This is a genomic window from Haloarcula sediminis, assembly GCF_035656455.1.
Lineage (GTDB): Archaea > Halobacteriota > Halobacteria > Halobacteriales > Haloarculaceae > Haloarcula > Haloarcula sediminis.
Map to the genome: position 1 here is coordinate 13,772 of NZ_JAYMGA010000009.1, position 19,630 is coordinate 33,401.

Annotated in this window: 24 protein-coding genes; 8 read left to right on the top strand and 16 right to left on the bottom strand. The window is 67.1% G+C overall.

Annotation, left to right across the window (positions count from 1 at the left end):
- Positions 1-42: 42 nt before the first annotated feature.
- Both VJ162_RS15075 and VJ162_RS15080 read right to left on the bottom strand, forming a co-directional pair.
- The gene (locus tag VJ162_RS15075; RefSeq protein ID WP_324665435.1) at positions 43-741 is read right to left on the bottom strand and encodes a cyclase family protein; all 699 of its coding nucleotides are present in this window, start codon (positions 739-741) and stop codon (positions 43-45) included.
- A 67-nt stretch (positions 742-808) separates the two neighbouring features.
- Positions 809-1,168 carry a CBS domain-containing protein gene (locus VJ162_RS15080; protein WP_324665436.1) on the bottom strand — a complete coding sequence of 120 codons (360 nt, stop codon included), beginning with the start codon at positions 1,166-1,168 and terminating at the stop codon, positions 809-811.
- Positions 1,169-1,369: 201 nt separating this feature from the next.
- Here VJ162_RS15080 and VJ162_RS15085 point away from each other — a divergent pair, with 201 nt between their 5' ends.
- The gene (locus tag VJ162_RS15085; protein WP_324665437.1) at positions 1,370-1,921 is read left to right on the top strand and encodes a TrmB family transcriptional regulator; all 552 of its coding nucleotides are present in this window, start codon (positions 1,370-1,372) and stop codon (positions 1,919-1,921) included.
- Here the strand turns inward: VJ162_RS15085 and VJ162_RS15090 are convergent, their stop codons facing one another.
- A complete protein-coding gene (locus VJ162_RS15090; protein WP_324665438.1) occupies positions 1,922-2,668 on the bottom strand; it encodes an MBL fold metallo-hydrolase in 747 nt (248 codons plus the stop codon).
- 159 nt (positions 2,669-2,827) lie between these two features.
- On the opposite strand from VJ162_RS15090, the gene VJ162_RS15095 reads away from it, so the two are divergent.
- Together VJ162_RS15095 and otsB are read left to right on the top strand one after the other, a co-directional pair.
- Positions 2,828-4,375 (top strand): alpha,alpha-trehalose-phosphate synthase (UDP-forming), encoded by a 1,548-nt coding sequence (locus VJ162_RS15095; protein ID WP_324665440.1) that lies wholly within the window; start codon positions 2,828-2,830, stop codon positions 4,373-4,375.
- Positions 4,372-5,187: a trehalose-phosphatase gene (otsB, locus tag VJ162_RS15100; protein WP_324665441.1), complete on the top strand. Its 816-nt coding sequence runs from the start codon at positions 4,372-4,374 to the stop codon at positions 5,185-5,187. Before VJ162_RS15095 ends, otsB begins: the two co-directional genes overlap by 4 nt.
- A gap of 27 nt (positions 5,188-5,214) precedes the next feature.
- Here otsB and VJ162_RS15105 read toward each other — a convergent pair whose 3' ends face one another.
- From VJ162_RS15105 to VJ162_RS15120, 4 genes are all read right to left on the bottom strand, one after another.
- On the bottom strand, positions 5,215-6,132 hold the full coding sequence (locus VJ162_RS15105) for a metal ABC transporter permease (RefSeq protein WP_324665443.1): 918 nt from the start codon (positions 6,130-6,132) through the stop codon (positions 5,215-5,217).
- Between the two features lie 2 nt (positions 6,133-6,134).
- Positions 6,135-6,872 carry a metal ABC transporter ATP-binding protein gene (locus tag VJ162_RS15110; RefSeq protein ID WP_324665444.1) on the bottom strand — a complete coding sequence of 246 codons (738 nt, stop codon included), beginning with the start codon at positions 6,870-6,872 and terminating at the stop codon, positions 6,135-6,137.
- A complete protein-coding gene (locus VJ162_RS15115; protein WP_324665446.1) occupies positions 6,869-7,888 on the bottom strand; it encodes a metal ABC transporter substrate-binding protein in 1,020 nt (339 codons plus the stop codon). Before VJ162_RS15115 ends, VJ162_RS15110 begins: the two co-directional genes overlap by 4 nt.
- A gap of 500 nt (positions 7,889-8,388) precedes the next feature.
- Positions 8,389-8,829 (bottom strand): universal stress protein, encoded by a 441-nt coding sequence (locus VJ162_RS15120; RefSeq protein WP_324665448.1) that lies wholly within the window; start codon positions 8,827-8,829, stop codon positions 8,389-8,391.
- 261 nt (positions 8,830-9,090) lie between these two features.
- Between VJ162_RS15120 and VJ162_RS15125 the strand changes: the two genes are divergently transcribed.
- Positions 9,091-9,318 (top strand): hypothetical protein, encoded by a 228-nt coding sequence (locus tag VJ162_RS15125; protein ID WP_324665449.1) that lies wholly within the window; start codon positions 9,091-9,093, stop codon positions 9,316-9,318.
- A gap of 286 nt (positions 9,319-9,604) precedes the next feature.
- On the opposite strand, the gene VJ162_RS15130 is transcribed toward VJ162_RS15125, so the two are convergent.
- Together VJ162_RS15130 and VJ162_RS15135 are read right to left on the bottom strand one after the other, a co-directional pair.
- Positions 9,605-10,093 (bottom strand): hypothetical protein, encoded by a 489-nt coding sequence (locus VJ162_RS15130; protein WP_324665450.1) that lies wholly within the window; start codon positions 10,091-10,093, stop codon positions 9,605-9,607.
- Positions 10,086-10,769 (bottom strand): nucleotidyltransferase domain-containing protein, encoded by a 684-nt coding sequence (locus tag VJ162_RS15135; RefSeq protein WP_324665452.1) that lies wholly within the window; start codon positions 10,767-10,769, stop codon positions 10,086-10,088. Before VJ162_RS15135 ends, VJ162_RS15130 begins: the two co-directional genes overlap by 8 nt.
- A 316-nt stretch (positions 10,770-11,085) precedes the next feature.
- Here VJ162_RS15135 and VJ162_RS15140 point away from each other — a divergent pair, with 316 nt between their 5' ends.
- The 3 genes from VJ162_RS15140 to pyk all read left to right on the top strand — a co-directional run bounded on the left by VJ162_RS15140 (position 11,086) and on the right by pyk (position 14,581).
- Positions 11,086-12,321 (top strand): FAD-dependent oxidoreductase, encoded by a 1,236-nt coding sequence (locus VJ162_RS15140; protein ID WP_324665454.1) that lies wholly within the window; start codon positions 11,086-11,088, stop codon positions 12,319-12,321.
- A gap of 258 nt (positions 12,322-12,579) precedes the next feature.
- Positions 12,580-12,828 (top strand): hypothetical protein, encoded by a 249-nt coding sequence (locus tag VJ162_RS15145; RefSeq protein WP_324665456.1) that lies wholly within the window; start codon positions 12,580-12,582, stop codon positions 12,826-12,828.
- A 1-nt stretch (position 12,829) separates the two neighbouring features.
- Positions 12,830-14,581: a pyruvate kinase gene (gene pyk, locus VJ162_RS15150; protein ID WP_324665458.1), complete on the top strand. Its 1,752-nt coding sequence runs from the start codon at positions 12,830-12,832 to the stop codon at positions 14,579-14,581.
- A gap of 13 nt (positions 14,582-14,594) precedes the next feature.
- On the opposite strand, the gene gap is transcribed toward pyk, so the two are convergent.
- Positions 14,595-15,614 carry a type I glyceraldehyde-3-phosphate dehydrogenase gene (gap, locus tag VJ162_RS15155; RefSeq protein WP_324665460.1) on the bottom strand — a complete coding sequence of 340 codons (1,020 nt, stop codon included), beginning with the start codon at positions 15,612-15,614 and terminating at the stop codon, positions 14,595-14,597.
- 280 nt (positions 15,615-15,894) lie between these two features.
- Here gap and VJ162_RS15160 point away from each other — a divergent pair, with 280 nt between their 5' ends.
- Positions 15,895-16,677, top strand: coding sequence for an HpcH/HpaI aldolase family protein (locus VJ162_RS15160; RefSeq protein WP_324665462.1), 783 nt, complete (start codon positions 15,895-15,897; stop codon positions 16,675-16,677).
- A gap of 120 nt (positions 16,678-16,797) precedes the next feature.
- Here the strand turns inward: VJ162_RS15160 and VJ162_RS15165 are convergent, their stop codons facing one another.
- The 6 genes from VJ162_RS15165 to VJ162_RS15190 all read right to left on the bottom strand — a co-directional run bounded on the left by VJ162_RS15165 (position 16,798) and on the right by VJ162_RS15190 (position 19,628).
- Complete coding sequence (locus tag VJ162_RS15165) at positions 16,798-17,166, bottom strand: rhodanese-like domain-containing protein (RefSeq protein WP_324665464.1); 369 nt, start codon at positions 17,164-17,166, stop codon at positions 16,798-16,800.
- A 74-nt stretch (positions 17,167-17,240) separates the two neighbouring features.
- The gene (locus tag VJ162_RS15170) at positions 17,241-17,783 is read right to left on the bottom strand and encodes an NUDIX hydrolase (RefSeq protein WP_324665466.1); all 543 of its coding nucleotides are present in this window, start codon (positions 17,781-17,783) and stop codon (positions 17,241-17,243) included.
- The gene (locus tag VJ162_RS15175; RefSeq protein ID WP_324665468.1) at positions 17,780-18,247 is read right to left on the bottom strand and encodes a hypothetical protein; all 468 of its coding nucleotides are present in this window, start codon (positions 18,245-18,247) and stop codon (positions 17,780-17,782) included. The genes VJ162_RS15170 and VJ162_RS15175 overlap by 4 nt, the downstream gene beginning before the upstream one ends.
- Positions 18,247-18,660: a DUF5809 family protein gene (locus VJ162_RS15180; RefSeq protein ID WP_324665470.1), complete on the bottom strand. Its 414-nt coding sequence runs from the start codon at positions 18,658-18,660 to the stop codon at positions 18,247-18,249. Before VJ162_RS15180 ends, VJ162_RS15175 begins: the two co-directional genes overlap by 1 nt.
- Before the next feature lie 24 nt (positions 18,661-18,684).
- On the bottom strand, positions 18,685-19,101 hold the full coding sequence (locus VJ162_RS15185) for a DUF5810 domain-containing protein (protein ID WP_324665471.1): 417 nt from the start codon (positions 19,099-19,101) through the stop codon (positions 18,685-18,687).
- Positions 19,102-19,133: 32 nt separating this feature from the next.
- The gene (locus VJ162_RS15190; protein WP_324665472.1) at positions 19,134-19,628 is read right to left on the bottom strand and encodes a GNAT family N-acetyltransferase; all 495 of its coding nucleotides are present in this window, start codon (positions 19,626-19,628) and stop codon (positions 19,134-19,136) included.
- Positions 19,629-19,630: the final 2 nt, after the last annotated feature.

Here is a 19,630-nt window from a genome sequence, read left to right on the forward strand (position 1 = left end):
GACTGCGAGTGCAGCAGGGTCACGTCCAGCGCCAGCGGAGCGTCACTCCCAGCGGGCGACCGCTCGCACGGGGCCGCCGTCGCCCTCGGCGAGTGCGAGCGGGAGCGCGGTGAGTTCGAACCGCGCCGGAACGCTGTCGAGGTTCGTCAGGTTCTCCGCGATGAGCCGCCCGTTCCCGAGCAGTTCGTGGTGGGCGGGGACGCTCGCTTCGGGGTGGTCTGCGGTCGCGTGCGGGTTGTCACTCCCGCCCACCCCGTCGGTCACGTGCGGGTTGTCACTCGCACCTTCGCTCGGCGTCGGGTCGACGTTGAGCGCATCGATGGCCACGTCGTAGCCGTGGTCGACGCAGTGGCGGGCGGCAGCGGGTGAGAGATACGGGTGGTCCAGATACTCGGGGTCGCCCCAGTGGCGGTCCCACCCGGTCCACAGGACGACCGCCCCGGCATCAACCGTCGGCAGGTCCGCGGGCCGGATTGCTTCTCGGGGCGAGTGTCCGCGCAGGTCCACGCGGACGGCGTCCCGGACGAACCGCGAGACGGGGAACGCGTCGAGGGACCGACCCTCGGGTTCGGTGTGGCTGGGCGCGTCGACGTGCGTTCCGGTGTGGCTGCCACAGGAGACGGCGGAGACGCGGTAGCCGTCGTCGGCCATCGTCGCGTGGCTGTCGACTGTGACGGGCGGGTCGCCGGGGAAGACGGGCATCCCCGACTCGACGGGGTGAGAGAGGTCGGCGTGGGGCACGTCGGCAGTGGCGGTGGCGGGCAGGTAGCACTGTCGGTGTCGGACCGGGAGTGGCGACCGGCCCGTCTCAGGCGTCAATGTACGAGAGGTGTTCGGTGAGGTCGGTCGCCGAGAGCATCCCGACGACGCCCTCGTCCCCCTCGACCGGGAGGTGCTGGATGTCCTCGGATATCATCTTCGCGGCCGCGTCGCGAACCGAGTCGTCGACGCCGACAGTGACGACCTCGTCGGTCATGTACGACGCCACGGTGGCGTCGGTCGCCCCGTCAGTCGAGACAAGGTCGACGAAGTCGGTACTGGTCAGGATACCCACCAGTTCGTCTTCATCGTCGAGGACCAGTACCGACCCGACGGCCTCCTCCAGCAGCGTGGTCCCGGCGGCCGCGATTGGAACGTCGGGAGTGGTAGTTACGAGATTTTCACTCATCAAGCGTGAAACGCTTATATCTTTTATTTCCATACGCATATACTACCGTAAAAGAGTGTAAATCCTGCGATAAGTGCAGATATATCGAAGTCTGCGTTCGGCTCGCTGGAGCCCGCCGGCCGGATATGCCAAACAGTTTAACCACGTACTAGGGAAAGCGTTTATAATAAAATTACACACGTTAGCACGGAGCAGTAAGCTATGAGTTCCGACAGTTACGCGGGAATCGAGCTGACGCCGACCCAACAGCGTGTTCTCCGGGAGTTGGTGGCGCGGTATCGGGAGAGCGAGACCCCGGTGAAAGGCGAGACGGTCGCGGCCGGCGTCAACCGGAACGCGGGGACCATCAGAAACCAGATGCAGAGCCTCAAGACCCTCCAGTTGGTCGAGGGCATCCCTGGACCACAGGGCGGGTACAAACCGAAAGCGGGGGCCTACGACGCGCTCTCGCTGCAAGAGGTGAGCGAACCGGCACCGGTCCCGCTGTACTACGAGGGCGACCGAATCGAGGGGGCGATAGTCGGAGAGATAGCCCTGCCGAGCGTCCTCCACCCGGAGGACTGCCGAGTTGAGGTCGAGCAACAGGGAGTGGCCACCGAGACGTTCGAGGAGGGCGGTGCGGTCGTCGTCGGCCCGACGCCGTGTAACGACCTCCGTATCGACGGTGTTGTCGAGGGCGTCGACGACGTCAACAGCGCGCTCGTGGTCGGGGTCGAGTCCATGCACGCACCGGCGGACCTGCCGGCGCGGTAGTCACCGCTCGTCGAGCACGACGGGGACCCCGGCTTCGGCCACGTCGGCGGCGAACTCGCGGGCGTTCGCTTCGAGATTCGAGAAGGTGTTGTAGTGGACTGGCACGACGAGGCGGGGCTCGATTGTGGCTGCGAGCCCGGCGGCCTCGTGGCGGTCCATCGTCGCTCGCGGGCCGATAGGGGGGCAAAACACCGACGTTTCCAGGGTTCGGTGCCCCGGTAACACGTCGCTGTCGCCGGGGTAGTAGACGCGGGTCCCGTCGACCGCGACCATGAACCCACAGCCAAATCCCTCGGGGTGGTAGGGGGTCCCGTCGGGCAGAGTGTGCTTGCCCTCGGGCTCGTTGTGGGCCGGCGAGGTCCAGATAGGGACGCCGTCGACCTCCAGCTGTGACTTGGCGTCGACCTCGCGGACCTCGTAGGGGAGGTCGACGATAGAGGGCAGATCCCGCTCGACGTCGCGGCCGTCGATGCCCTCGAAGGCGACGATGGTGGTGTCCTCGTTTGCGACCCGCTCGATGCCGTCGGGGTCGTAGTGGTGGACGTGGGTGACACAGACGATGTCGGCGTCCTCGGCGCGGTAGTCGGTCGACGGCGGGTGGCCGATGCCGTCGGCGTGTGGCTCCCACTCCCCAGAGAGGACGCCGTACCGGCCGGGGTCGGTGTACACCACGCGGTCGTCGCCGGCGATACGTATCGTGGCATAGCCCAGCCAGTCGATGGTCAGGCCCTCGTGGCGGACAGTCATTGACGGTAGTTCGTGGTGCCACCGGGATAAACCGGTGGTTTCTGCTCGGGTGCTGTGGCGGCGACAGCGCTGATAGAGAAATCGACCGGAGCTTCCCTCGCGGCACTGGCAGCTGCAAGCCGTTCGTATATGTCAGCTCGCCCCCACAACTTACGTCAGATGACTAACAGTAAGGCCGGTGCGGACGCGGACTCCGACCCGGGGGCGACCCAGTCGACCGACTGGGCGGACGCCATCGGTGACGGCGGGCTCGTCGTGGTCTCGAACCGCCAGCCGTACAGCCACACGCGCGACAGGGACGAGATCATCGTCGAGGCCCAGGCCGGCGGTCTGACGGCCGGGTTAGATCCGGTGATGCAGGCGGTCGGCGGGACGTGGATCGCGTGGGGGGACGGCGACGCCGACCGCGAGGTCGTCGACGAGAACGACTGCGTCCCGGCCCCGCCGGACGACCCCGGATACACGCTCTGTCGCGTCTGGCTCGACGAGGCGGAGGTCGACGACTACTACTACGGGTTCAGCAACCAGGTCCTCTGGCCGATCTGTCACTCCGCCCTGACCAACGTCACCGAGTGGGGGCGCTACTGGGAGCAGTACCGGTCGGTCAACGAGCGGTTCGTCGACGCCGTCGAGGACCACACCGAACCCGGCGACATCGTCTGGTTTCAGGACTACCACTTCGCGCTCGCCCCCGCCATCGCCCGCGAGCGGGTCGACGACGACACCGTGTTGATGCAGTTCTGGCACATCCCCTGGCCGGCCTGGGACACCTTCCGGGGCTGTCCCCACGGCGAGGCGATAATCGAGGGGCTGCTCGGCAACGACCTGCTCGTCTTTCACGTCCCGCGCTACCGGGAGAACTTCCTGAACTGCGTCGAGACAGCCCTGGACGGCGCGGACGTCGGCCACGAGACCGGGACCGTGAGCTACGAGGGCGGGACGACACAGGTCACGGAGTTCCCGATGGGCGTCGAAGCGGACAAGATCGCCGAACGGGCGGGCAGTGAGGCGGCCGACGAGTTCTGGGCCGAGTTCACCGAGAAGTATCAGGTGGCGGACACCGTCGCACTCGGTGTCGACCGGCTGGACTACAGCAAGGGCATCCCCGAGCGCCTCCGGGCGCTGGAACAGTTCTGGGAGCGCAACCCGGAGTGGCGGGGAAAGCTCACCTACGTCGAGAAGGGCAGCGAAACCCGTTCCCAGATTGACTCCTACCAGCAGGTCCAGGAACAGATCGAGGCGGGCGTCGAGCGCGTCAACGACCGCTTTGGCACCGACGACTGGACGCCGGTGCTCTCGTTCGACGAGTACATCTCACAGGAGGCGCTGGCGAGCCTGTACCGCCACAGCGACCTGGCGCTTGTCAGCCCGATTCGGGACGGGATGAACCTCGTCGCCCAGGAGTACGTCGCGGCACAGCTAGACGACGACGGTGTGCTCGTCCTCAGCGACCAGGCGGGCGCGGGCCGTCTGCTCGACGCCGCAGTGATGGTGAAACCCCAGAACACCGGTGCCTTCGCCGACGCCATCGAGCGGGCGCTGACGATGCGCGGGGCGGAACGGCGCGCCCGGATGCAGCGTCTGCGAGAGCAGGTGGCCGAGAACGACCTCGCGACGTGGACGGGGCTGAACCTGCGGGCGGCGATGGCGCTGCGCGACGGCGAGGGGGTCAGAACGCCGGACCTCCCGACGGGAGGGCAGCCGTGACGGCTCGGGAAGGGGCCCCTGTCGTGGACGCCGACCGCGTCGCGGACCAGCTCGGCGACGCCCCCGGCCTGGTGGTCGCACTGGACTTCGACGGGACGCTCGCGCCCATCGAGGACGACCCGGACACCCCGGGGATAACGGCGGCCAACCGGCGGGCGGTCGAGCGGCTGGTCGACCACCCCGACACGCTCGTGGCCGTCGTCTCCGGCCGCCAGCTGGCCGACCTCCGCCCGCGGGTCGGCATCGAGGGCGTCCGCTACGTCGGCAACCACGGTCTGGAGTACACCGTCGACGGCGAGCGGGAGGTCCACCCGGAGGCCGAGGCGCGGATGGCCGACCTCCAGGACGCCCGCGTGGAGATAGAGACACGGCTATCGGAGATGGACGGCGTCCACGTGGAAGACAAGGGAGTTACCCTCACCGTCCACTACCGCCGGGCGACAGACGCCTCGGCCGAGGACGTCACGGCCGTCGTGGAAGACGTTGTCGGGCCCGTCGAGGGGCTACAGACGGGCAGCGGAAAGATGATAGTCGAGGTCAAGCCGACCGTCGACTGGCACAAGGGCGCCATCGTCGAGCGGCTCCGCGACGAGGTGCCAGACACCTGGCAGACGGTGTACGTCGGCGACGACACCACCGACGAGGACGCCTTCGGGGTCCTCGACGAGGGGGATCTCGGGGTTCTCGTGGGCGACCGCGCGACCGCGGCCGACTACCGCGTTTCGACTCAGTACGAGGTGTCCCGACTCCTAGACTGGGTCGCCGACGCCCTCGGCGACGACGCTCCGGAGGAAGAGGGGAGAGAGCGGTAGGGCCGCCGGACCCGGTCGAACAGCCGGCTAGCGGACACCGAGAAACAGCACGCGGGCGGCGACAAACAGCGCGACAGCGACCAGCGCAATAGTTCCGCCCGCGGCGATATCGTAGCTGTACGACAGCGTGGTCCCCGTCAGCGTCGCGGCCTGGCCGACGAGGACGGCCGCCACGACCGACCGCCGGAAGCCGGACACCGCGGTCGCCGCGGCCACCGGAACGACGAGCATCGCGGCGACCAGAATGACGCCCATTATCTGCATCGACCCGACGACGACAACCGCCGTGAGGACGACGAGCAGCCGGTTGTACCGGCCGACATCGAGGCCGGCGGCGCGGGCGCCGACCTCGTCGAACGTGACGTACGCCAGCGGGCGGTAGGCGACGGTCACCACCGCAGTGACGAGAACGCTCATCGCTAGGAGGAGTCCCGTACTCGCCCGCGAGACCGTCGCCAGCGAGCCAAAGAGGTAGGCGTTGATACCCACGGCGATGCCGCCGTCGGTCGCGGTCACCAGGACGCTTCCGACGGCGAAGGCCCCGGTCAGGACGATGGCAAGCGACGTGTCCGTGTACGCGCCCGCGTAGTCGATGAGCGCCTGGACCAGCAGGGCCGCGAGGACGGCGACGACCAGCGCCGTCAGAAGTGGCGACACCGACAGCGCCAGCGTGGCGTTGACGAACAGACCGACGGCGACACCGGCAAAGGCCGAGTGAGCCAGCGTGTCGCCGATCATCGCCATCTCCCGGTGGACCAGAAAGCTCCCGACCAGCGGGCCGATGACGGCGATACAGACGGCGGCGAGGTAGGCCCGCTGCATGAACGGGAACCCCAGCACCCGGACGCCGGTTGCGCCGGCCACGGCGTCCAGCGCCGTTCCCCACACGTCCGCTAGGAACCACTCCATCGGGGCGACAAGCCACAGCAGTGTGAGCGCCTCCATCCTCAGTGCCCGTGCTGGAGGACGCCCTGGTCTGTGCCGTAGGCGTCGGCGAGCGCGTCGGTCTCGACGAAGGTCTCGGGGTCGCCGTGGAAGAACAGCTCCCGGTTGAGACAGGCGATCTCCGTCGCGTGGGTGGTCACGACGCCGATGTCGTGTTCGATGAGGACGACCGTGAGCCCCTCGTCGTTGAGTTCGTGGAGCAGGTTATAAAAGGCCTCCCGGGAGTCGGCGTCGACGCCGACGGTCGGTTCGTCCAGCGCGAGCAGGTCCGCCTCGGCCGCCAGCGCGCGGGCGATGAACACCCGCTGGCGCTGGCCGCCCGAGAGCTTCCCGACCCGTCGGTCGGCGAGGTCGGCGATTCCGACCCGGTCTAACGCCGACGCTATCGCGTCGCGGTCTGTGTCACGGAACCGCCGGAAGAGCCGGCGCGGGTACCGGCCCATCCGCACCGCCTCCCGCACTGTCACCGGCATCTCGCCGCCCGCCGCCGTCGCGTCCTGGGCGACGTAGCCGAGCCGCTCGCCGTCAGCAAAGCGGTGGGCCGGCTGGCCAAGGAGCCGAACCGAGCCGCTGTCGGGCCGGCGGAGACCGACAAGCAGCTCCAGCAGCGTCGTCTTCCCGGAACCGTTGGGACCGACGAGCCCGAGGAAGGCCCCCTCGTCGACAGTCATCGAGACGTCCTCGACGACGGGCTGGTCGCCGTAGCCGAAGGTGACATTCGAGAGTTCGGCGACGCTCATCTGGCCTCGAGGGCTTTCGTCAGCGTCGGCAGGTTCACCTGCTCCATCACGTCGATGTACCCCCAGTCGGACTCCTGCCAGGACTCGCGCAGCCCGGGCATCGCCGTCAGCGGAAGCACCTCGTCGGCGTCGGTCTCGGCGACGAGTTCCTCGGCCATCGTCTGGGACTCCAGCGGGTCGGCACAGATGTAGGTCAGCCCGTGCTCCCGAACGACGGTCCGAGCCCGCTCCCGGTCGTTCAGGGTGGGCTCGTCGTCCGGCGACGCGTCGGTCAGCGCCTCGACGTTGATACCGTAGCGCTCGCTCAGGTAGCCAAAGGCGTTGTGGCCGGCGACCAGAAGGGTGCCCTTCGAGGCGTCGGCGAGCCGAGACTCGATACGCCCGTCGAGGTCGGCCAGGCGGTCCTGGTACGCCGCGGCGTTGTCCGCGTAGCTGTCGGCGTTGTCCCCGTCGAACGCCGCCAGCGCCGCCCGAACGGTGTCGGCGGCAGTCGCGACGCGGGTCGGGTCCAGCCAGAAGTGCGGATCCACCGACTCGTGGTCGTGGTCGCCGTCCGCGCTCTCGTGTTCGTCGTGGTGTTCATCGCCCTCACTCGCGGTCCCGTGTGCCCCGCTCTCGTGTTCGTCGTGTGCGGCCCCGAATTCGAGCAGCGAGACGTCGACGCTCACGTCGACCGGCGTCACCTCGGCCCCGTCGGCTTCGAGGTCGTCGAGGATGTCGTCGACCCAGGGCTGGAACCCCTCCATGCCGTGAGCGAACACCGATGTGTCGTAGATGTCCTCGCGGACACTCGGCCCGGGCTCCCAGCCGTGGCCGTGCTGTCCGATAGGCACGAGGAGGTCGGTGCTTGCGCTGTCCCCGGCGACGTGCTCGGCGATGTCGTTGAAGACGAAAAACGAGGCCTGGACGTCGGCGGCGTTCGACTGCCCGGACCCGCCGGAACAGCCGGCGATGGCGCCGAGTCCGGCGATACCTGCGGTGGCCCCCAGCAGGCGGCGTCTGGTGTATTCGACCATATTGTTAAATATATACTCTATCTTAATAAGTTCTATTATTTGAATCTCTCTATTGTTAAGACCGGGCCGGAGCCGTCCGCGGAGCAGTGAGAGGCGCCGAGCTCGGGCGCACGACGAGGGCGAGCCCACTCCCGACCAAGCCACTGGCCGAAACTGGGGAGAAAGCGGCGAGCCACAGCCGGGGTGCCGTCCACTGTAGCCCCGACCCGGGCGACCAGACTGCGTTCGTCGGCGCGAGCCGCGGCTCGCACAACGCCACGGTAGCGATGCCGGTACCCGTGCCAACGACGGGACCCGGTCGAGTAGCTCACGGTTGGGCCCTGTGCTGGGCCCGGAGAAACGCTGCTTCTGTCAGAAGCGCCAAAATCCCACACGTCGAGGCGCACGATCGTCCTGTAGAACGGGCCTCCCGCCCGGGGGATGGCAGCGAGGGGAGTCACTGCGGGCTCGTCGATACCGTCGAACGGGGCGACACAGCACCCGCGAGCGGGTAGAGCGCCCTACTCGTCGCCCGACTCGGATACGTCGACAGTCAGTACCGGAACGGGCGACTTCGTGACGACCTTCTGGGAGGTGCTCCCGAGCATGTTCTTCTCGTACTCGCCCGCGTGTGTCCCCATCGTGACGAGGTCGATACCGGCCTCTTCGACATACGAGACGATGAGGTCTGCCGGGTTCCCCCGCGAGATAGCCGTCGTAACCTCGATACCGTCCGCTTCGAGAGCCTCCGCGACCGTCGAGACGGCCGCTTGCCCCTCCGCTCGTAGGTTCTCAAGGACCTCGTCGTGCATCTCGTCGTCCATCGCCAGGAACGCCCGGTCGTCGACGACGTACAGCACGTGGGCGGTGACGTCCCGTCCCTCGGCGATGTCGGTCGTGTGTTCCAGCACCTGATTGACTGACTCGCTGCCGTCCGTCGGAACCAGAATGTCGCTATACATTGCCCGTATGTATCGATGTACGCTACACATCGCTTTCGGTTCGCTGTCGGTACCGTTGGCAGGCTCACTCATCGTTTCGGGTGGCGATGACGAGCAGTTACTCCCCTGAGCCCCGGTTTCTATTAATAGACTGGTGAGCTGGTGTGGAAACAGTAGTTCTTTCCGGTGGTCAGCTGCGCATTCAGAAATCCCAAATCTATGAGATGATCTGAACCTTGTGCTGAATACAACCATTTATGTGGCTACCTGCTAGCCACTTCTATGGCCGATTTTTTCCGGGTCGGGCTTGGGCTTGCAATCGCAGCGATGGGTGCGTTAGCCGCTGTGAATCATCCTCTTGTAGACAAATTCAAGCGCGTCCAGAAGGCGATGGGGACTAAACAAAGTGCGGCCGATATCGAGATGAGTGAGGAGTCGATTATGCTCGGCCGAGCCGCCGGTTTGTTGACGATATTAGTCGGTGGTGGGATCGCGCTCGGCGTACTGTAACGCACGAGTTTGCCTACTCGGATACTTGCTGTCCAATCTGAGGCATATAACCGATATACCTGCTTTCAGATTCATCGAGTGGCCCCATTCAACTCATTTTGGTGGCCGGTTTCTGTTGTAGGTCGAGCCGGAGTGCCGTTACTTCTCGTGCTACTCTCGATTACGACGCGGCAATGGACGAATTTTTCAGCGGTGAAGGTGTACCGACTACTGGTGACGATGACGAACAGTTACCCCCGCTGAGCCCCAGTTTCTATTAATAGATTTTCCAGACCCAGCAGCCGTACTATTCACACAGACACTCGTGGCCTTGTGTGGACCGGCCGACGACAAAGGCGTGGACCTCCTTGGCTAGCGCGTACATTGTTTCAGCACGCTCCACGGCGGCGAGGCCGTCCTGATAGTACGTCTTCGCCCGGTGGTCGCGCCACAGGTCCGCGAGGTCGTCGGCCACCGATTTGTCGAAGATGCCAACCGCTGCCGCCTCGCGGTACACGCCTGGGTGTGTGCCGGGTAGGTCAGCCGGTTCCATCGTCCCACGTTCGAGAAGGCGGAACTCGACTGTCCGTTCCATCGCGACGAATGACGCTTCGATGACGAGCGTATAATACCCCTCTTCCTGAAGTGACTGTGCGCCGGCAAGTAGTCGGCACGCTTTCCGGAGTTGGAGCAACGCCGCATCGGATACGTCTAGTCCCGACTCGATGTCAGTGGGACGACGGTCGAACGCGGCCTGGGCATCGTTCAAGAGTTGCTCGATACGCGTGCTACTCATTGGCGAACACCGCCTTGCGAAGCGACTGGAGGCGCTCGCTCCCGACCACAGTGATGCCCTCCTCAAATATCTCGCGGAGCTTCGACCCGGCGCGGTTCGCGCTGTCGACGGACTCGACGTAGGGCTCGAACGCGAACCGGTCGCCGTCGAAACGTTCATCGGAGAGGTCGCTCACGACGTCGGTCACGAGTCGACGGGCGCTCGTCCGGTCGCCGTCGACGACGACGAACAGGTCGATATCGCTCCGTCTATCGGCTTCACCACGGGCGACGCTGCCGAAGACGACGACACCGACGAGTAGATCGATGTCGTCGCTCTCGTCGAAGGTATTTCGCACGCGCTCGACGAACGCCCGAATCGGGTCGTGGAACTCAGTCTGTTCGATAGCCAGTATCGGGTCGTCCTTCTGCAGACGTTCGGGGTCGATGGAGACGTAGTTGCGCTGTGGTGTTTCACGGACGCGAACGACACCGAGGCTATCGAGCAGGTCGACGGCCCGCCAGACCGTCGACCGGGCGGCGCCCGTCGCGTCGACGAGTTCGGAAATCGAAAACTCTGTCTCGTGGGCGTCGACGAGAAGGTCGAGTATCTCGTCGGCCGCGCTGAGGCGGAATACGTCGGTCCCAGTGCCGACATCGATACAGACCGTGGTTCGTTGTTTCGTTAGCTCGGACACTATCCGATTGTATGCAACAACATATAAAATAGATTGTGTCGTCGTCAGTTGGCGCCGTCTGGCCCGCTGGCTGGGACGGGTATTCGGTCAGTCCGTACGCCAATAAACGAGTTTTTCACAGAGAGCCGTCTACACTACCATGGTGGCGATGACGAAATGTTACCCCCGCTGAGCCCCTTGTGACGAGACGTTCAACTGAGCCACCGTTCCGTGACCGATGAGCGACGGCTTCGGGACGTCGTGGGATACTCACCGGATAGCTACCAGTGGAGACGCCGTCGACAGAGTGATGTGTCAACTGCCCTTATGCCAGGGTATGGCAAACGAGACAGACGTACTCGTCGTCGGTGGCGGCGCCACGGGCGCTGGCATCGCGCGCGACCTCGCCCTGCGGGGGGTCGACGTGACACTGGTCGAGCGGGACGGCATCGGCAGCGGGACCTCCGGGCGCTCCCACGGGCTGCTCCACAGCGGCGCCCGCTACGCGGAAGCGGACCGCGTGGGCGCCGAGGAGTGTCTCGAAGAGAACGAAATCCTCCGTGACATCGCGGGCGCGTGTATCCGGGACACGGGCGGCCTGTTCGTCCAGCTGGCGGGCGACGACCCCGACTACTTCGAGGCGAAGCGGGCCGCCTGTGAGGACATCGGCATTCCCGTCGAGGAGCTAGACGGCGACGAAGCCCGCGAGCGCGTCCCGAACCTCGCCGCGGAGACCGAGCGGGCGATGACGGTGCCCGACGCGGTCATCTACCCCTCCCGCCTCTGTGCGGCCAACGCGGCCGACGCGCGCGACCACGGCGCGACAATCCACACCCACGCGCCCGTCGAAGGCATCACCCGCGACGGCGGGACGGTCACCGGCGTGGAGGTCGGTGGAAGCGTCGACACCACCATCACGGCCGACTACGTCGTCAACGCGACCGGGGCGTGGGCTGGGAAACTGGCCGGGATGGCCGGTCTCGATGTCGAGATGCAGCCAAACCGCGGCGTGATGCTCTCCGTCGAGTACGACGGGCTCGACCCGGTGTTGAACCGCTGTCGGGACCCGGACGACGGCGACATCGTCGTCCCCCACGGCGACGAGGTGGTGCTGGGGACGACGAGCATCGACGTCGACGACCCGGACGACTTCGAGACCGACCAGACCGAAGTCGAGCGGACCCGAGCGGAGTGTGGGGCCATGCTCCCGCCGGTCGAAGACGCGCCCGAGGTCCGGACCTGGTGGGGCATCCGGCCGCTGTTCGCGCCCGACGAGCAGGCCCGGGGCGGTCGCGGTATCTCTCGTGGCTTCTTCCTGCTTGACCACGCCGACGACGGCGTCGAGAACATGGCGAGCATCGTCGGCGGGAAGCTAACTACCTACCGACAGATGGCGGCAGCAGCGGCCGACCTCGCCTGCGATCACCTCGACGTCGACGCCGAGTCGACGACCGCCGACGAGCGGCTCCCCTACGTCGAGGACCCGGCCCGGCTGGACGACCTCGTCGCCGAGTTCGACGGCCAGGGACCGACCGACGAGGACGTGGTAGGCGAGGGCGAACAAACAGCGTGAGCGACCCCTCGTAACGGAACGGCGACCGTCGGGAGCTCTGAGCGGGAGAGGAGCCTGAGTGAAGCGAAGAAACTTCGAGACGAAGCGGCGGCAGTCGGCCCCTGTCTTTCGAGCACCGGCATGTGAGCGGCGTCGGAACCACCGGAAGGTCTTTCAGCGTGTTGCCGGAAGTTGTATGACAATGGGGAAGAAATTCACTGGAACTTATACACGTGTGGGGTCGCCGACACTGGCCCCGCTCTCCCGTTCGGAACACCCATGACACGCACCACTGACACCACGCTGGGACGCGTACTGGATTCGCGGGGGAACACGACAGGCGAGACAGACGTATCGACGACGAGCAGCAGTACCGGCCACACAGCGGCATCCAGCGAGGCGTCGGCTCGCGAGGCAGGGGGAGTCGGGCCGGGCGTCGACCACGGCATCGAGTCGGTGGGCTCGCATCGGAGCGGCGGGCGGACGGCGAAGCTGAACGAGCGGCTGCGTATCGGGGGGCGAACCTGAGATGCGGTCGGCGAAGATAGTCTGTACCATCGGCCCGGCCTCGGACTCGCTGGAGACGCTACGGGGGCTCGCCGACGCGGGGATGGCCGTCGCGCGGCTGAACGCGAGCCACGGCGACCCCGACCACCGGCGGACCGTCATCGACCGGATACGCGAGGCCGACGCGACCGCCGACCACCCGATCGCGGCGATGCTCGACCTGCCCGGCCCCGAAGTCCGGACGGCACCCCTGGAAGAGCCAATCCGGCTGACGGCCGGCTCGACGGTACAGTTCACCGAGGGGACGGCGGCGACACCCGAGAAAATCGGCCTCTCACATGACATCTCGGCCGTCGAGCCGGGCGACCGCATCCTGCTCGACGACGCACGGATCGCGGCGACCGTCGAGTCGGTCGCGGGCGAGACCGTCACCGCGACCTTGGAGAACGGCGGTCCGCTCGGGGGGCGAAAGGGGGTCATCGTCCCGGGCGTCGAACTCGGCCTCCCCACGGTGACCGAAAAGGACCGCCGCGAACTCGAAATCGCGGCCGAGAAGGGGGTCGACTTCGTCGCGGCCTCGTTCGTCCGTGACGGGGAGTTCGTGCGGGAAATCAGCGCCACGCTGGAGGAGCTCGGGGCGGACATCCCGGTCATCGCGAAAATAGAGCGCGACGTGGCCGTCGACAACATCGACGACATCATCGACGCCGCCTACGGGGTGATGGTCGCGCGGGGCGACCTCGGCGTCGAGATGCCCCTGGAACACGTCCCGATGGTCCAGAAACGCATCATCCGCAAGTGCAACGTCGCGGGCGTGCCGGTCATCACGGCGACGGAGATGCTCGACTCGATGACGACCGCCCGCCGGCCGACCCGCGCGGAGTCTTCGGACGTGGCCAACGCCGTACTCGACGGCACCGACGCAGTGATGCTCTCGGGCGAGACCGCGATGGGCGACCACCCGATCCGCGTCGTCGAGACGATGGTCAACATCGTCAGCGACGTCGAGGACGCCCCTGAGTACGACGAGGCGCTCGAACAGCACGTCCCCGACGCCGACGCGTCCCGGACCGACGCGTTGGCCCGGTCGGCGCGCTTTCTCGCGCGGGACGTCGGCGCGGACGCCATCGTCGCGGCGAGCGAATCCGGATACACGGCGCTGAAGGTCGGGAAGTTCCGGCCCTCTATTCCTATCGTCGCCTCGACGCCGAGCGGCGAGGTCTGTCGCCGCCTGACGCTGTCGTGGGGTATCCACCCGGCTACGGCGCCCTTCACCGTCGAGGGCGCCGGGGCAGTCATCAACAACGCCGTCCAGTCGGCCCTAGATGTCGGCGTGGCCGAGAGTGGCGATACGGTCGTCGTACTCTCGGGGATGATGACGGAACTCGAAGGGGTAAACACCTCGAACATGCTGAAGATACACGTCGCCTCGGAGACCGTCGGCGTCGGCCAGTCGGTCGTCTCCGGGCTCGTCTCCGGCCCGTTCCACCGCGTCGGCGACGGGGACCTCTCGGCCGTCCCCGACGGTGCGATACTGCACGTTCCCGACGACTTCGACGGGGAGTTCAGCGGCGACACCGGGAAGCTAGCCGGCATCGTCGATGCCCACGAGGGCACCACGGGGTACGCGGCGGTGGTCGCGCGCGAGCTCGGTGTCCCGATGGTGGCGGCCGCTGACATCTCCGGCGACGCGACCGAGGGCGACACCGTGACCCTCGACGCCGATCGGGGCATCGTCTACGACGACGCGATAGGCCGGCGGAGCCGGGAGTAGCGCGCGTCGGCGGTCAGTTCTCGGCGATGTACTGGGCGACATCAAGCATCCGACTGGAGAAGCCGTATTCGTTGTCGTACCACGTGAGTACCTTGACCATTCCGCCGACGACGTTCGTCGAGTTCAGATCGACGTACGTCGAGAACGGGAGGCCGACGATGTCCGAGGAGACGATCTCCTCGTCGGTGTAGCCCAGCACGCCCGCGAGGTCGCCCTCGGCTGCCTGTCGAAACGCGGCGTTGATGTCGCCCTCGGTCACGTCCTCGTCGAGGGTGACGACCAGCTCCGTGATCGAGCCGGCCGGAACCGGGACCCGCATCGCCATCCCGTCGAGTTTGCCCTCAAGCTGCGGGAGGACCTCGGTGACGGCCTTGGCCGCGCCCGTGCTCGTTGGGACGATGTTCTCCGCGGCCGCGCGGCCGCGGCGCTGCTTGGCGTGGGGTCCGTCGATGAGGTTCTGTGAGCCGGTGTAGGCGTGGACGGTCGTCAGCTGGCCGAACTCGATGCCGAACTCCTCGTCCAGCACCTTCGCGACCGGCGTCACGGAGTTCGTGGTGCAGGAGGCGTTCGAGACGACATCCTCGCCGTCGTACTCGTCCTCGTTGACGCCGTAGACGATCTGCTTGACCGGCTCGTCGCCTTTCGGCGGCGCGGAGATGAGCACTGTGTCGGCGCCCGCCTCGAGATACTGGGCGGCGTCGTCGCGGCTCCGGAAGATGCCCGTACACTCGAAGGCGACGTCGACGTCCAGCTCGCCCCAGGGGAGGTCGGCCGGGGACGTCTCGCCGTAGAGGGGCGCCGAAAAATCCGAGCGCTCGACGGCGAGTTCGCCGTCGGTGACCTCGACCCCGTCGAGGGTCCCCATCACCGTGTCGTGTTTGGCCAGGTAGGCGATGTCCTCGTTGTCCATCACGTCGTTGATGCCGACGATCTCGACGTGGTCGTCGTCGAGGGCGGCGCGGAAAACGGTGCGTCCGATGCGACCGAACCCGTTCAGTCCGACTCGTACTGCGTCGTTTCCTGTAGACTCCATGATAGGACTGAGAGGCTGTGTTTCCATAGCTGTTTTGTTGTGCTAGCAAGTGGCAAGCACTGCTGTCCGTCGCTCACGGGCCGAGGGCGCCCTCGCGTGCCGACGTCCGACCGCGCCGTCAGTGGCCGAAACGGCCTCGCATCGTCCCGCGGCCACGGTGACACCACCAGTTACCACACCTACATTTTAAGACCGAGCCAGTGCTGTGTTGTACCATGCCACGAACCGTGACGGTCGGACGAGCCGGCGGCCCGAACGCCGGCACAACAGGGGCGGTCGGATGAGAACCGAGAACGCGCTCCGGCACGCCCTAGAGCGCGGGGAAACGGTGTTTGGTGCTAGCACCGAGACGTACTCGCCGACGGCCATCGAGGTTCTCGGCGACGTGGGACTCGACTACGTCTGGGTTGACCTCGAACACGGCGGTCCCAGCCCCTACGACAGCACGGCGATCGAGGAGCTGACGCGAGCCGCCGAAGTGGGAGACATCGAGCTGTTGGTCCGGCTCCCCAAGCCGGAGCCGGCGCTGGTCCGGAAGGTGGTCGACGCGGGCGTCCGGACCGTTCTCCTGCCCCGCATCGAGAGCGCCGAGGACCTCCGGCCGGCGGTCGAGGCCGCCTACTTCGCCTACGACGGGGACGTTGGCGACCGCGGCGTCGGCGTCGGCCGCTCGGGCGAGTGGGCCGGCTACGTCGACAGCTTCGTCGGCGGCGAGGACAGCGAGATACTGGTCGGGACGATGATAGAGAACCAGGCCGCCGTCGACAACGTTGAGGGGATTCTCGACGTGCCCCAGCTCGGCTTCGCCTTCGTCGGTCCGGCAGACCTCTCGATATCGCTCTCGGGCGGCGAGCCGCTGGCGAAAAACGCCGAGACCGTCGAGTCGGCTATCGACCGGACGCTTGCGGCCTGTCTCGACGCCGGGGTCCCCATCGGCCGCATCCGCAACGACGTGGCGTCGGCCCGGGCGGCGGTCGACGCGGGCTACCAGATCGTCCGCATCGGCGGGGACAGCGGCGCGATTCGAGCGGTACTGGGCGAGCGACTGGACGGGCTCCGGTGAGCGAACCGACCCCCACAGTTCGCATGGAGAACCGCCCGACTGAAGCGGGGCTCACCGCCGACAGAGTGCTGTCGAAACCGCCCCCGATAGAGTCGTGTGTGGCGCGCTCGCAACTGCCAGTCAGAACGGTGCGTCCGGCCCTTCGTCGCCGGGCGTCGTGTCGGCGCCCGCCCCGCTGTCGCCGTCGTCGAACGACCCCTCCCAGCCCGACAGTCCCGGTTCGAAGCTCTCGACGCGACCGGTAAAGCCCTCGTACGAGGCGATGAGTCGGGCCGCCTGGACGCTCGATTTGCCCTTCGGACAGACAGTGACGACCCGCTCCGTGTCGTCGAACTGCTCGACGCTATCGACAAGCGAGTCAAGCGGAACGTTCTCGCTTCCGGGGATGTGTCCCCGGCGGAACGCCGCCGGCGAGCGGATATCGATTATCCGCGCGTCGTCAGCGTCGAGTAGCTCACGCATCTCTTCGTTCCCGATTTCGCCGTCCATACCGGTTCGTGGCCGTCGAGCGGTAAATCGGCTCCGGAGTGGGCCAGTGCCCGGCGGCCGACAGCAGACGGGACTCAGATGAGCCCCTCGGCCTGTGCGAGCAGGACGCCCTCGATAGTGGCGTCGTTGGCCGGTTCGCGGCGAGCGACAGCCAGCGCGTCCTCGATTGGGACCGTCGTCACCGAGAGGAACTCGTTGTCGTCCAGTTCCTGGTCGGTCGGCGTGAGCCCCTCGGCGAAGACGATGGCCCGGCGGTGGCGCAGGACGCCGGTCGCACAGTCAAACGACTCCAGAAGCGAGACGCCGGCGGGCTCGAAGCCGGTCTCCTCGCGCAGCTCCCGGGCGCCGGCGGTGGTGTAGGACTCGCCGTCCTCGACGATGCCGGCGGGGAGTTCGAGACACTGCTGGCGGACGGTCGGGCGGTACTGGTCGACGAAGACCAGCTCGTCGCCGGTGCGGGCGACGACGACGACGGCGTCGGGCAGGTCGGCCCAGTAGTACGCCTTCTCGGAGCCGTCGGGCTGGCGCACGCGGTCGTAGCCGCCGGTGTACCAGCCGGTCTCGTACTCGGCTTCCGATTCGAGGACGGGCCACTCGTGGGTCGGGTCGCGGCTCATGCCTGTTGTGTCACCGCCAGCCGGTAAACGGTTCCGTCGCTGCGCACGCGGACCGTGTCGCCGTCGGCCGCCCCGGAGTACCGCTGGACGAGCGCGTCGCGCTCGTCGAACGGCGAGTGAGTAAAGGCGCCCTTGATACCGACAGGACCCCGGTAGTAGGCGCTCGACCGGCCCGCGCTGTCGGCGGTCGCGTTTTCCAGCGCCTCGGTCGTGTAGGGGTAGCGCCGCTCGGAGAGGTTGGCGGCGTCGACAGCCCTCGCGCTCGCTGCGGTAGCGGTCCTGGCAGGCGTCGCGGTCCCGGCTGTCGCGTTCGCGGCGGTGGCGTTGCCGGCTTCGCCGACGGGCGTCGCGGTCATGTAGTAGGGGTCACCGCTCGTGAGATAGCCCGGCAAGGCGCCAAGCGCCAGCAACAGGACGGCGAGAACCCCCATCGCCAGCAGGAAGTTCCGGGTCACCCGGCGCATCAGACGACCTCGCTGTAGAGACGCCCGAAGGCCTGCCGACGGAGGGTGCCGACGGCGGCCTCGCGCTCGGACTGGTAGGTCGCAGCGACGGCCTCGTCGGCGAACTCCGGCGCGTGCCAGACGACGTTGTCGACGTTGTCCGCGCCGATGACCTCGACTGCGTGGTCGGTGTCGGCCCGCCAGGCCTCGAACTCCTCACGGGTCCCGACGGTCACCGACAGCGACTCGGCAAAGAGCACGTCCCGGGCCGTCTCGACGACCTCGCCCGTGACGCGCTCGCGGTACTCCTCGGCGTCGAGCCCCATCGCCTTCGCGACTTCCTTGACGACGACCTGTGCGGTCGAGCCAAGCGACTCGTAGCGGTCACGCGCCGCGGCGGCTGTCGTCGGCGAGAACTGCCCCTCGGTCTCCATGGCGGGCCGTTGGCGCTCGCGGGACTATTCGGTTTCGTCTTCGACGCCGGCCGAGGACGCGCCGTCGTCGGTGTCGTCCGAATCGGCCGCTTCGAGCATCTCCTTTGTCAGCTCCCGGGCCTCCGCGAGCACTTCGGCGTCGTCGTCGCTCATCGACCGGTCGCGGTGGCTGTCGGCCCCCGGTGGGAGGTCGGCCGTGTGGTCGTGCCCGTGGTCGCCCGTGCCGCTCTCCTCGAACACCTGCGGGAACTCCCGTTGCTCGGCGTGGTCGACGACGCGCTCGGCGAGTTCGGTCTCGCCGAGCTGGCCCCACTCCTCGACGTGGTCGTCCAGCCACACTTCGTGGTCGTCCCCGCCGGTCAGGGCGGTAAAGGCGAGGTGGTTCGCGAGGTGGGTGGCGTCGGCCTGTGGGTCGCCACAGACCGGGCAGGCGTATCCCATTGTGGCTGCAACGAGGGACCGGAGCCGTATAATCAGGTCGACTCAGAGAGCTGTCGGACCATCACCAGGGCGTCCTCGCCGTTGCTGTAGTAGTTCGGGATCGTCTTGCTGTGTTCGAAGCCGAAGTTGCGGTAGAGCTGTCGGGCGCCCGCGTTTTCGGCCCGCACCTCCAGTTTGACCGACCCCGCGTCGACCGACTCCAGAACGGAGAGCGCCCGGCACAAAAGCGCCGTCGCCACGCCGCCGCGGCGACAGTCGTCCCGGACCGCGAGGTCCTTGACGTGGCCCAGCGGCGTGCCGTGGTTCGGCACGGTGTCGGCGATGACGTAGCCGGCGACGCGGGCGTCGTCGGTGTCGGTCTCGGCGACGAGGAAGCCGGCCTCCCCCAGATAGCTCTCCAGGGCCGAGAACGGCCAGGGCTGGGGGAACACCGACTGCTCGATTCGGTGGACCGCAAGCAGGTCCGCCCGCTCGGCCGTGCGAATCCGGATGTCAGCCTCGATACCGTCCGACGACACCGTCGTCACGA